The organism is Anabaena catenula FACHB-362, from assembly GCF_014698735.1.
In the GTDB taxonomy this organism is placed as follows: Bacteria; Cyanobacteriota; Cyanobacteriia; order Cyanobacteriales; family Nostocaceae; genus Anabaena; species Anabaena variabilis_A.
In genome coordinates this window covers 72,657-84,900 of sequence record NZ_JACJTQ010000018.1, presented here as the reverse complement: position 1 = coordinate 84,900, position 12,244 = coordinate 72,657, and the positions used below count along the sequence as shown (strand labels likewise).

Annotated in this window: 11 protein-coding genes; 3 read left to right on the top strand and 8 right to left on the bottom strand. The window is 37.9% G+C overall.

All coding sequences use genetic code 11. The features are described 5' to 3' along the window. Positions 1-68: 68 nt before the first annotated feature. Positions 69-338: a ribbon-helix-helix domain-containing protein gene (locus tag H6G68_RS13445; protein ID WP_190907101.1), complete on the top strand. Its 270-nt coding sequence runs from the start codon at positions 69-71 to the stop codon at positions 336-338. Here H6G68_RS13445 and H6G68_RS13440 read toward each other — a convergent pair. The 5 genes from H6G68_RS13440 to H6G68_RS13420 form a co-directional block, all read right to left on the bottom strand. Beyond that, complete coding sequence (locus H6G68_RS13440) at positions 335-1,810, bottom strand: DUF1802 family protein (protein WP_190907100.1); 1,476 nt, start codon at positions 1,808-1,810, stop codon at positions 335-337. The two genes, H6G68_RS13445 and H6G68_RS13440, sit on opposite strands and share 4 nt — an antisense overlap. Before the next feature lie 2 nt (positions 1,811-1,812). Next, positions 1,813-3,720: an ATP-binding protein gene (locus H6G68_RS13435; protein ID WP_190907099.1), complete on the bottom strand. Its 1,908-nt coding sequence runs from the start codon at positions 3,718-3,720 to the stop codon at positions 1,813-1,815. A gap of 38 nt (positions 3,721-3,758) precedes the next feature. Continuing rightward, positions 3,759-4,427, bottom strand: a complete 669-nt coding sequence (locus tag H6G68_RS13430) for a hypothetical protein (RefSeq protein ID WP_190907098.1) — start codon at positions 4,425-4,427, stop codon at positions 3,759-3,761. 570 nt (positions 4,428-4,997) lie between these two features. Next, positions 4,998-6,128: an aldo/keto reductase gene (locus H6G68_RS13425; RefSeq protein ID WP_190907097.1), complete on the bottom strand. Its 1,131-nt coding sequence runs from the start codon at positions 6,126-6,128 to the stop codon at positions 4,998-5,000. A gap of 110 nt (positions 6,129-6,238) precedes the next feature. Further along, positions 6,239-6,736, bottom strand: a complete 498-nt coding sequence (locus H6G68_RS13420; RefSeq protein ID WP_190907096.1) for a bifunctional nuclease family protein — start codon at positions 6,734-6,736, stop codon at positions 6,239-6,241. Between the two features lie 338 nt (positions 6,737-7,074). Here H6G68_RS13420 and H6G68_RS13415 point away from each other — a divergent pair, with 338 nt between their 5' ends. Further along, positions 7,075-7,752 (top strand): riboflavin synthase, encoded by a 678-nt coding sequence (locus tag H6G68_RS13415; protein ID WP_190907095.1) that lies wholly within the window; start codon positions 7,075-7,077, stop codon positions 7,750-7,752. A gap of 187 nt (positions 7,753-7,939) precedes the next feature. On the opposite strand, the gene H6G68_RS13410 is transcribed toward H6G68_RS13415, so the two are convergent. Together H6G68_RS13410 and H6G68_RS13405 are read right to left on the bottom strand one after the other, a co-directional pair. Then, positions 7,940-9,613, bottom strand: a complete 1,674-nt coding sequence (locus tag H6G68_RS13410) for a M23 family metallopeptidase (protein WP_190907094.1) — start codon at positions 9,611-9,613, stop codon at positions 7,940-7,942. Between the two features lie 92 nt (positions 9,614-9,705). Next, positions 9,706-10,518 (bottom strand): biotin--[acetyl-CoA-carboxylase] ligase, encoded by an 813-nt coding sequence (locus H6G68_RS13405; protein ID WP_190907093.1) that lies wholly within the window; start codon positions 10,516-10,518, stop codon positions 9,706-9,708. Positions 10,519-10,595: 77 nt separating this feature from the next. Between H6G68_RS13405 and pgeF the strand changes: the two genes are divergently transcribed. Further along, the gene (gene pgeF, locus H6G68_RS13400; RefSeq protein ID WP_190907092.1) at positions 10,596-11,375 is read left to right on the top strand and encodes a peptidoglycan editing factor PgeF; all 780 of its coding nucleotides are present in this window, start codon (positions 10,596-10,598) and stop codon (positions 11,373-11,375) included. A gap of 184 nt (positions 11,376-11,559) precedes the next feature. On the opposite strand, the gene H6G68_RS13395 is transcribed toward pgeF, so the two are convergent. Next, positions 11,560-12,138: a Uma2 family endonuclease gene (locus H6G68_RS13395; RefSeq protein ID WP_190907091.1), complete on the bottom strand. Its 579-nt coding sequence runs from the start codon at positions 12,136-12,138 to the stop codon at positions 11,560-11,562. Positions 12,139-12,244 lie beyond the last annotated feature (106 nt).

Genomic DNA, 12,244 nt, shown 5'->3' with positions numbered 1-12,244 from the left:
TTAGATATTATTAGATAATTTGATATTAAAATAAGTAGATAGTTAACCGTTCCAGCAGAGGTAATTTTATGCAATTGGAAATTCAACTTGATGATGACTTTGTTCAAAAACTTGCTTATATTCAGGAACAGACTAATCAAGATTTTAGTGAAGCCATTAAACAAGCTATCGAACAATACTATAACCAAATTCACACGAATAATAAACCGCCATTGCAAATATTCAAAGAACTTGGTTTAGTTGGATGTTTTAATGGTGATTCCGATTTATCTGTTACTTATAAAACAAGAATGGCTGATTATCTTCAGGGTAAACAAGAAGAAGAGGGTTATTTTTAATTAATTACTAAGTCGCGTAAATAATAGAATTTATCATTTTCCCAATTACTTGCTTTAATTCTTCCTAAATAGCCGATTAATGGTGATGAAAGTTCTATGAGAATATCATATAATTCTCTATTTTCTAAGTTTTGAGGTGGATGATCATAAAGATATGCTATGCAAAGATTACCAACTTGAGCATCTTTATCACCTGTTTTTTCTAGATGTTTTTTGACGAGTTGGATAATATGCGATCGCAATTTAATATCTTTTTCAATTTTATCTATATATTCATTAATTTTATCATCGATTTGTCCCGGTTCTAAGTATTTCTGTAATTCAATTAAATTTATTGCACCTGGATATTTTGCTTTCAGTTCTACTAATTTTTGTAATGTCATAGCTTTAATAATACTGGTTTTAGATATTTTGGCAGATTTCTGGAGAGATTGTCTGAGTTGTTTCGTAGGTTCACCAGGCCCAATAATTAAACGTACAGCTTGAAGATAATTTTCTTGAAGATGTCTTTTACCAATTCTATCTAATTCTTCTACTGCACGATCTGGAATACTTCTACCTGCTTTACATTCACAAACTAAAGGATAAGGTTGTGAACAATATAAATCTAAACCTCCAGCACCACCTTTATAAGCATTTTCAACTTTAAATCCTAAGAAATCAAGGCTTTGACGTGAGATGTTTTCAAAGTCTGTACCTGCTTGATAGTTACTTTTTTTCTCTTCTAGTTCTATGCTTCTATCTCCTAATGCTGCAATTGTTTTTATCCAATCTAAATCAGAATTTAGTGTATTTATAGTTGGTGCATTACTCCAACCTAAAAATACTTTGATTTGAGTTTCTAATTGCTGTGCTGCTGGGTTATTGTTGGCTATTTGTGATAATGCACTTTGTAATTCTTCTAGTTCAGGATACAAGGGAGGTTCTAAATTTTCTAATTGGCGTTTGCGTCGAGTAAATATATGATCACTTAATACGGGTTTAGCTTCAGAAGCGGAAATATTAGGTAAACCGACAAATTTACCTAGTTTATCTTGAATATTAGGAATAGCAGGAATTTCATAAGGTTCATGTAAATGATAAACGCGCAAATAAGCCAGAAAAAAATGCGGTTGTTTCTGTAATATTTCCTCAAATGTTTCTGGCTTCCAGATTGTTAATTGAGATAAAATATCTAATGGTTTAGTTCTATCTGGAATTTGGCAAAGTTCACATTTAGCCCAAGCTTTAATTAAGACTTTATCAGAATTAACCTGTTTGATAGCAGTTTGAGCAGAGGGTAAAAAACTTGCGCGGTAATATTGCTGAATTGAAAGAGTAATTTTTGAAGTATCAACGGGATAAAGGGCAAATTGTCGCCCTGGATCAATAAACATTCGGGGTATTACTGTAATTATTCGCCCTTGTATTAATGCTTCAATATCTGGAGCAGGTAGACATATGGCCTGATCAATAAAAACCGAGTTACTCATACTTAATCGCCTGCTGTTGCTAATTCAGTAATATCAGAAAAATCCGATGAATCAGATAAGTCAGAATAGTTAATTTCATCTGTAATTTGTGGTTCACTGCCAATTATACCATCAGGTATTTGATAAGATGGATCACTCAAAATTTCTTTCAACAAAAGATTACTTATACCTAGCTGGTAGTTTGTACTTTTATTAGCAATAAACTTAAAAATATCCTCTTCTTTTAAGTTATAGTCTCCGCGCTTTTTATAAACAGATAGAATTGCTAGAAGTGGTTTTATCTCTTCTTCCTTGAGTTCTACAAATTCTCCCCCTTGAGATATGATCGGCTGAATATAAGTTTTATCTAAGTGAGGGCTTATTTCTTTGTCTTTAGATTTAGAGCGAACTAAGCAACCACGAGTTAAATCTAGCTTTTCGTAATCTCTCAACTTTTTCAAACCTGCTCCTAATGACTGACCACTAGGATTTTGTAGAACTGCAACTCCAATGCTTACTTCTTTTGTGTCTTCTTGTCCGATGATTTTAAAATTAATATGATTATCTTTTCTCCCATTTTTCTTTATTTTTGATGTAACTTGTTTAATAGTTACTCTTTCTATTGTTTGATTTATCAATGATTGAAAACTAAGTAATAAAGCATCAGCTAACAAATAATTATCATCTAAATAACTATTAATATTTTGCTCAATCTCTTTTTTAAAAGCTTGTTCTACTTGATCTTCTTCAACAATTGGCAGTCGCTTATAATTTTCTCTACACCATTGTAAAATCCTCCTCACTGGTGGTTTCTCTTCACTACTTAAATCTCTTAGTTGATCTTCTGTAAATGGATACAATTTATGCGGAGGTAGTAAGTTTCTGTCAGTGTAGAACTCTTTTAAGCGTAAAGCTACTAGCTCAATAATTGAATCCCCATCCATATACTTTAAGTCAAGAGGATTACCATAAATTATAATTCTACTATGTACACCAACGGGTAACTGTTTAATCTTATTTTGCCATGTAGCAGGTATCATTACAGTTAAGATGAGACCTTTACTAAGATTTTCAAATAATTCTTTTACTAAGCCAGCAACAACCTGAGCTTTTGTATATCCAGCATCATTAAATTGGGTAGGATCATCTAGTTCATCAAAACAAATTACTAGTTGATTATAATCACTGATTAAATCAAATATTTGCTGGATATTATCAAAAGGTTCGCCACTAATACTAGGTAAAAAAAGTTCATTTGCTTTATATTGAGCAAGCTCATAACCAGATAACCAATTGACTGCATAAAGAGATTCTGAATCAACAAGAGTCCAAAGTATAGCTCGAACTAGATCAGGATTTCTGAGATTGGGTTTAGTTTTTCTAAATGCCTCTGTTAATTGTCTAATTCGAGTTCTTGTTATCTTAATTTCAGCTTCACTAAGCAACTGAAATAACTGGTGTGGTAACAAAGTTTTAGCATTAGGCTGAACGAATTTCAGAGCTTGATTTGCAATCTCTGAAGCAAGTTCTTGCCACTGTGTTACTCCTTTACTGCCTATACGCCCAAGGCTATCTCCTAAAGTGCGCTGAAATCCTTGCTTAATATTGTTTAAATCGTTAAATTGATTAGCATAAACAAATAAAGCGCCACCCTCAGCTTGAAGACGATGCCTAATACGACTAATAATGTGCGTTTTACCAGTTCCTGGTTCAGCAGTAATGGCAATTGAAGTTTTTAGATACTGACCACTACGAATTTGATTTAGTGCTTGAAACACAGCATCTGAAGCATGAGCATTGAGTGTTTTTACATCTGGAAATTCCTTACCCCAAACTTCATCTATGCAAACTACTGGGGGCTTGGCAAAGGGATTTTGCTCTTGTAAAGCTGCATTAATTTCTTCAATTGAGGAAACAGGAGAAGTAGTCATAATAATTAGGTGTGTAAGAAGGAACAAAGGAATTGAGGTTAATTTACAGAATTGAGACGTTTGACGTAATAGCGCAATCCGCTTAATTTAGTTGTAATTGAGTCTTCAGCTTTGTCTGGTGTGATATCTGTCATTTCCCCACCGATTAGCTGAACAATATCGTTCTTTTGCATCTCCAATAGCCAGCTATTAAAATCTGTACGACTTAAACGCTCACCTATTTCTCTTCTAATCCGATAAATTGGCACTAAATCACCTAAGTTGTATTCATAATTCAACTTGTCATAAACATCCAACGCGACAGACTTAAACTCCTCATAAGAACCAATCACCTCACCACCAGACGCAACCGGCGCAGTAACCACAACATCAATCTGACCTATCCACCGCAACAACGCATTAGCAGCCCAAGTACCAACAATAGTCCCCTCAAACTTAAACTCCTCACTACGCAAACCCGCACCCAACACTTCTAAACCTATTGGTGAGATGAGAGTATAACCAGTCCTAGAAACATTAACAGCCCCCTGCGTTTGCAAATCCTCTAAAATCTCTTTATAATCGGCCATCTTCTGACCCTTAGCCACTATCCGCTTCGTCAGCAAGCCTTTTTTCACTTCCTGTTTATTTGCTCCCAAATCCCACAACGCAAGCAGCAAGCGAGTTTGAGCGTAACCCGCCTGTAATTCATTTGTTTTTGAACTCATGATGATGTGTGTTAAATAACTAAGATTATTATAATAATGATTGTATTTTTTATTGCGCCAAAGTCAAAATATTCTTTATTTTCTCGATTTTGTCGATAAATAGCTCAATTTATCGATATAAAAAGCAATAGAGAATTTACGTAAATTATAAATTTACCAGTTACATAACACTGAATATAAAAATGTTGTAATAGTTGATTAACGAATTTCTCATATTTTTATTGTCAGAATCAGGATTTACAGGATTTTTATTGGATGATGATGGAGATGATTTGCAGATTTTTAGAATATAGTATTTATCAATAAAAGATTTTGTGTTGAAAATAATTAAATCATGGTCATGCTGATTTAGCTTAACAGAATGTGGGTGTTATTTAAAATATTGAATATCTTCATCCTGAAAATCCTTAAATCCTGGATATCCTGATTCTGACAAAAATATATTGAATATCTTCATCCTGAAAATCTTTAAATCCTGGATATCCTGATTCTGACAAAAATATATTGAATATCTTCATCCTGAAAATCTTTAAATCCTGGATATCCTGATTCTGACAAATTCTTACTATATCAACCCCACAATCTTCTCCCAGCTTTCCCATTTAATCTCTCATGGGTATCTGCTAACAAAGCCGGAATATCTAAGTTTTCAGGACATTTAGGTAAACAATCACCGCATTCTGTACAGCGATTTCCCTTCATTCCAGGAAACCAATGACCAGCATTTTCAAACATTCCATAACGATATTTTCCATAATCGTTCATGTCGTAAGCAACTGCTAAATTTCTTAATCTTAAAACTTCAGGAATATTGATATTTTCAGGACAAGGTAAACAAGCATAACACTGACTACATTTATCAGTATTTAAAACCATGTTTTGCTGATTTTCTAATTCTTCAAAAACAGCAATTTCTGCTGAAGTTAACTCACCAACATCATCAGCAAATTCCAAAGGTGCAATTAATTCTTCTGGAGTTGCAGCACCTACACTTAAAGTTGTAATGCGGTTGTTACTCAACAAAAATCTATAGTTTAATTCTAAAGGTGTAAATGGCTGACAGAGTTCTTTTAAAGTTGAGGGTGGTGTATACAATCTTCCTCCTTTATCCGCAGGAGAAATAATAAAAACACCCATATCTTTTCTTGTCGCTTCTTGAATAGCTGAAGCGTTGCGTTGGAAAAAATAATAATAATGCAAATTAATAAATTCAAAAAATTCTGTATTAATTGCTGCCAGAATTATATCTAATGAAGCGTGGGTAGAAAAACCAACGTGTTTTACTCTACCATCATTTACTGCTTTTTGTACAGCTTGCATACAGCCGTTTTTAGCTTGTACCCATTCTAGATGTTCTGGGGTATTTAAACCATGAATACCCAAACAATCAAGATAATCTAAATTCAAACGTTGTAATGATTCATCAATACAGTGACGCATAGTGTCAGCGTCGGGTGTGGGAGCAATTTTTGTAGTGATATAGAGTTGATTTCTGGGTACTGACAACCCAGCTTTTATCGCTGCACCTAAATACTCTTCACTTTTACCATAACCTCTAGCTGTTTCAATGTGATTAATTCCCAAAGATAAAGCTTTTTCAATGGTTTTTTGAGCAGTTTTTGCGTTAGCTAAATAACGCATTGTTCCCAAAGAAAAAACCGAGAAGTGTAAATTAGTTTTACCAAAACGCCGATATTGCATAAATCAGTTGTAAATCCTGTAGAGGCGTTTCATGAAACGTCTCTACAATTAAAATATGTAAGTGCAGAATCATCGATAACTAGTATCAATAATCAGCATTTATTACTTACTTAACTTTCACCATTATCAAATCGTTTAATCAGATCTTCAGGACGAAGATTAGAAACAAATTCGCGAAAAGCTTGCTGTTCAGCTTCATCCGCATCTCTATCAACTGGGATAGAAGCATCAGCTACTACCTCTTCCATAACCCAAATAGGTGTATTTGTACGGAGGGCAATTGCGATCGCATCGCTAGGACGGGCATCAATTTCTTTTTTAATTTCCCCTTGTTGAACAATCAAAACTGCATAAAATGTATCCTTCTGCAAAGAATGAATAATGACCTTTTCTAGAATCATATTCCATGCTTCCAACATATTAACAATTAAGTCATGGGTTAAAGGTCTAGGAGGCTTTTGGTGTTCTAGCGCCCCCATAATTGCCCTAGCCTGTTCTTGACCGATATAAATTGGTAAAGCCCGACGATCTGAGCCATCTTTTAGAAGTACAATCGGGCTGCGGGTTATGGCATCTAATGCTATACCAGCGACTCTCATTTCAATCATTGGCTAACCCTCTACAATCCTTTAATTGCTTGAGTACTAAGTTGTAAATAATACCCTTGGCTGGGTTTTTCTGGGACAGAAGTAAACATAGGGCTTTTCTTCTCTATAATTGCTTCTATTAAACTCCGAACTTGTTGTGAATGCCAGAGTAAGTCAAATTGCTTTACCGAAACAATATTCTTCTTACCCAAGTATGCCTTGAGATTGATGTTAATGTGTTAATGTTCATCTGGCAAAAAATCTGAAAATTATATTGAAAGGTTTTACATTGTTTTCAGAATTAACAGTTGATTTCCGCCAAAATTAAGCAATAAATAGAGTTAGTTTGGTAAAAAACAGTGTTTACAGGATTGATTCAAGGCTTAGGTACTATCAAACCCTTAGGGAATGATTCTTGGAAGATTAGTTTGGTCAGCCAGTCTGAGAGAATTATGCAGGATTTGGCCTATGGTGACAGTGTGGCTGTAGATGGAGTATGTCTCACAGTAGAAGAAATTTTAAAAGATGGGTTTATTGCCACTGCTTCACCAGAAACCCTGCGGCGCACGACTTTAGGTAGAGAAGAAACCCAAGAAAGCTATGTTAACTTAGAAACATCACTGCGAGTTGGCGGCAAAGTCGGTGGTCATTTTGTCATGGGTCATGTAGACGGAATTGGGAAATTACTGTCAGCAGAACAGACTGCGACTTCTTGGGAAATGACTTTTGTGGCATCAGATGCGATCGCTCGATATATTGTCCCCAAAGGTAGCATCGCTGTCAATGGAATTAGCCTAACCGTAGCCACATATCAACCAGAAAACTCTGTGTTTACTGTAGCAGTGATTCCCGTTACTTATGCCGAAACTAATCTCAACTATTTAGTTCCTGGTAGTTGGGTGAATCTTGAAGGAGACATTCTCGGCAAATACGTCGAAAAATTCTTATATCCTGGCAATCAACCCAATAAAGATACAGATGAGCTTGGTTTTGATATGATTACACCCGCATTTTTAACAGAACACGGGTATTTGTAAACTGAGGCAGGAGGCAGGAGACAGGAGGCAGGGTGCAGGGGGCAGGGGGCAGGGGGCAGGAGGCAGGGGGCAGGAGGCAGGGGGCAGGAGGCAGGGGGCAGGGTGCAGGGTGCAGGGGGTAATTATTTTTCCCCATCACCGCGTCACCCCATCACCGCGTCTCCTACTCTCCCCTCTCCCCATCAACCTACTGCGCCGGCGCTGTCCTTGTGCTTTGTGCCAAGTTGCTGAGTCCAGCTTGTAACTGTACACCTGGGTCAACCGCAACCCAACCGTTTGCTGTTAGGTGGCGGACTTCAAAGTGCAGGTGAGGCCCTGTTGAATTTCCAGTGCTACCAACCCGGCCAATCACACTACCTGGTTCTACCCACTGACCGGGGCGAACAAAGATTTCTGACATATGACCGTAAAGAGTTTGTTGAGCAGAACTATGATTAATAACTACTGCTAAACCATAACCACCTAACCAGTCAGCAGTTTCGATTTGACCTTTAGCCGCTGCCAAAATTGGTGTTCCTGTGGGCGCACCTATGTCTGTACCAGCGTGAAAACGTCTATTGCCTGTAATGGGATGAATCCGCCAGCCAAACACAGAAGTAATCGGCGCGGAGAAAGACAAGGGGTACATCATTCCTGTTCCCCTAAAGGTGGCGTTACCCATACCACCACCATAAGCAACTGCACCAGTATAAGGAATTTGTGGTAAGACTGATGCCAGCGAGAACTCATAAGACACATTGCTAGGGCGAGGTGCAATGTTACCCTCTGCCATTGGTGCCGGTAAACTACCAAAACTAGGCGCAATGGGAGTAGCACTCACGCTTGTAGTGGCGAATTCACTTGGTTGAGGGATAAACCGATTGGAACGATATGCAGTTTTTGTATTACTGCTACGACCAATGTTGGAATTACTCCAACTTCTATTATTATTTACAGCACTAGCAACAGTCCGAACTACACTCTGGGTTTTTGGGCTGGACTCAGTCGCTATTTGCTGGACTATGGGCGCTTTATCTAAACTAGCGGTTTCACTTTTTCTGAGCCAAGTGGGTGCTGATTTACTGGGAGAATCAGCTACACGAGGATTGTCAATTGCTTTTTTACCACAAGCACCACGAGCAATTTCTCGTTCTGAGAAAACTGCTCGACAGCCACCAGCGCGTTCTGTGACTATTACAGAACTGGGTGCTTCATAGTTACTTGTAGCAGTATTGTTGTAATTCGTGGGGTCAATGAGGGTGTTATTGTAATCCTGAGTTTTCCTCGCGCTGGTACTAGCAGTTCCGTTTGAGTTATTTGCTGGTTTAACAAATTCTACGGCTTTCTCAGGTACTGAATTAGCAGTATTTTGGGGTTTTTCAGCCTGTGAGCTTTCTACTTTGGGTTTAGAGATTCTGACAGTAGCCTTAGGTTCAGAATTCTCTACTTTGGGTTTAGAGATTCTGACAGTAGGCGCAGGTTCAGAATTCTCTACTTTAGGTTGAGAAATAATGACTGGTTGTTTTGATTGGGAAACTTTTTCTCGGTTGAGTTTTTTTCTGAGTCTAGCGCGACGTTCAACAAAATTTGGCTGCGATTGCGTGGAGGACGGTGCCGAGGGCGATCGCACTGCTTCCTGCTCATTAGTAGCTTTTTTTACAGGCTCGGCAACCGCTGCTGGCTGGGAATTCTCATTGGTAGGAACAATGTTATCTACCGATGTTTCCATTTGAGCAGACACAAAGCCACCACCAATGAGGCTAATGCTGCTCAACCAGCAGAGACTTTGGGCTGGTAATGTGGATGCAAAGCGTTTCTTTTTTAAACCTTCTGTCTGCAAATTATGCAAGCGGTTATGGGCAGATTTATGGCGCTGAGTCATTTGTTCTCTCAGTTGTGTGTAATTAAGTTTAAAGAGATGATGTCAGTGGTTTGTCTTGCCCAAAGAGCGGAATTTTTAACAAACCTAAAAAGTTAAACAGAAGATTTACAGTAACCTAAACTGATTGTACCGGGTTCGACGGAAATTTCTGGTGTTATGAGTTCCTGGGTATCATATGCAGCCATTCTTAAACGGAGATTTCCTTGAGGTGTCACCCCAACTACAGTGCCTAAAAGATTATTCACATACACTTGATCACCCATGTTTGTTAGTAAATCAAGATAACGAGATAATAGTATGCCTATTCCTTCGTCACTCAGGCACTCTAGACCGGATTCTATTCCCAGCAACACTGTTGAGGTTAGCATTTCCAAACAAGAAATTGGTCGCAAGTTTTGGAACTTTTGCCACAATTCTAAATTGATACCGGTTTCAGGTACTGGGTTAGACCAGTTAATACCAACACCAATTACAGCTTGGGTAATTTGTTCTTTATGGACTTTGGTTTCCGTCAAAATGCCGCCTAGTTTGCGACCATCCAATACTAAATCATTCGGCCATTTTATGCCTACACTTACGCCACACTTTCGCAACTGGGCGGCAATTCCCCAAGCACTGGCTAAAGTTAGCTGATAAGCATCCGCAGCTATTAGTTTAGGAGAAATGCCAACCGACAGATATAGTCCGCCAGTAGGAGATACCCACTGACGACCCCATTGTCCTCTACCAGCAGTTTGTTGAGTTGCAATAACTACACATCCTGGTTTTGCTCCTTGGTTGAGCAAGTCCCACGCAGTTTGATTAGTTGAGGATAGGCTGTCAAAAATATGTAGAGAATATGGTAAATCTGTATACTCACGCTCTGATTTCAGAGCATTTACCACAAGTTGCTGATCAAGTTCCACAGCGGTTCCCCTAAATCCAGTTGTTCACGTTAGCATTGATTGGCGGTTTTAAATTTTTTGTTTAGGTTTGGTTAAAGATGCACACTTGGCACTGGCACAATTGGGAAGGTCTACCCTACCTGACTTGTAATCTTTTAGAATCTTGGCCTCACGGTTTCTTTACACAGCAGTTTTGGCCTCGTCCGCCACATGAGTTAACAAAAGTGCTGCAACCACAGGCTTTAGCTTATCGTTTGCAACAAGTACATGGCAATACTGTGCTGACTCCCCAAGAGGTTGATATCCAGTTAAGTACAGGTGAAAATAACTTGGCTTTGGCAGATGGTTTAATCAGTGAGCAACCTTTACAAGCTGTTTGGGTGGCTTCTGCCGATTGTACACCCGTGCTGATTGGGGATGTGAAAATCGGACAGGTGGCAGCTTTGCACGCTGGTTGGCGGGGTACAGCAGCGAAAATTGTTCCCCAAGCCATTCAGAGAATGCAATCCCAAGGTAGCAAATTAGAAGATTTGCGAATTGCGATGGGGCCTGCTATCGCTGGCGAAGTTTACCAAGTTTCAGTGGAAGTTGCTGCTGAAATTGGAAACACGATTATACCACACAATGATCCACAAAAAATTATTACTGCTTTACACGATTTACCTGATTCGCCTTTATTTGCAGATACAGAACCAGGAAAGGTGCGTTTAGATGTGCGCCGAGTGAATGCTTTGCAGTTGGAGCAATTAGGAATCAGTGTAGAACAAATTGCGATCGCACCCTATTGTACATACCAAACTCCAGAACACTTCTTTTCTTACCGTCGAGAGAAAGAGAAAAAGGTGCAATGGTCAGGAATTGTGAGTGCAGGTAAATAACAAGCTAATAATTCGTAATGGAGATTTAGACCCCGCTTAACATACTTGTAGCTTATAGAAGCTGTCTGCTTTAACCCCTGAATTATTTACAATAAAACTCCTGTGGTACGGGCATACTTCGACAAGCTCAGTACAAGTCTTGTCTGTCAAAATTTTACAATTTTAATACACAGAATCTTAGTATTTATACCCAAACAATTTGCATATTTAAAATAAATCCTGGTAAAACATCTTCACCTGATAATTCTTGGGGAAATTCTAATATTTCCACGGGTTTATCAAGACGATAAATTTGAACTTGACGCATTTTTCGATTAATTAACCAACCTAATTTAACTCCGTTATTTATATATTCTTGCATTTTGGTTTGCGTTTCCTGCAAACTATCACTGGGTGACATTAATTCTAAAACAAAATCTGGGGCAATGGGTGAAAACTTTTCCTGTTCTTCTGGTGTAAGTGCATCCCATCTTTCTTTTTTTATCCAAGCGACATCAGGAGAACGATTTGCACCATTGGGAAGTTTAAAACAGGTGGAAGAATCAAAACAAACTCCTAATTTAGTTTGACGATTCCAAATCCCAAAATCTGCTGCAATTTCAGCATTTTGATTTCCTGTTATTCCTCCTGTAGGTGATATAATCAATAATTTTCCGTCTGCATTGCGTTCAAATTTGACTTCAGGATTTTCCCGACAGAGTTGATAAAATTGGTTGTCGGTAAGTTGGATAATGGGGTTTAAGTTGACGGTGATAGCTGTCATAATAAATTTCCTTATGGATGATATCAACCTTAACTTAATTATAAAGTAAGTTGCAGGTCTTGTAATCACAACTTCAGTTAATTAGATAATTTCAATTTGATTTTTA

Excerpts from the sequence above, each read along its gene's own strand:
- H6G68_RS13395 (WP_190907091.1), bottom strand. The coding sequence starts at position 12,138 with ATGACAGCTATCACCGTCAACTTAAACCCCATTATCCAACTTACCGAC.
- H6G68_RS13430 (WP_190907098.1), bottom strand. The coding sequence starts at position 4,427 with ATGAGTTCAAAAACAAATGAATTACAGGCGGGTTACGCTCAAACTCGC.
- H6G68_RS13410 (WP_190907094.1), bottom strand. The coding sequence starts at position 9,613 with ATGACTCAGCGCCATAAATCTGCCCATAACCGCTTGCATAATTTGCAG.
- pgeF (WP_190907092.1), top strand. The coding sequence starts at position 10,596 with ATGCACACTTGGCACTGGCACAATTGGGAAGGTCTACCCTACCTGACT.
- H6G68_RS13435 (WP_190907099.1), bottom strand. The coding sequence starts at position 3,720 with ATGACTACTTCTCCTGTTTCCTCAATTGAAGAAATTAATGCAGCTTTA.
- H6G68_RS13440 (WP_190907100.1), bottom strand. The coding sequence starts at position 1,810 with ATGAGTAACTCGGTTTTTATTGATCAGGCCATATGTCTACCTGCTCCA.
- H6G68_RS13425 (WP_190907097.1), bottom strand. The coding sequence starts at position 6,128 with ATGCAATATCGGCGTTTTGGTAAAACTAATTTACACTTCTCGGTTTTT.
- H6G68_RS13445 (WP_190907101.1), top strand. The coding sequence starts at position 69 with ATGCAATTGGAAATTCAACTTGATGATGACTTTGTTCAAAAACTTGCT.
- H6G68_RS13420 (WP_190907096.1), bottom strand. The coding sequence starts at position 6,736 with ATGATTGAAATGAGAGTCGCTGGTATAGCATTAGATGCCATAACCCGC.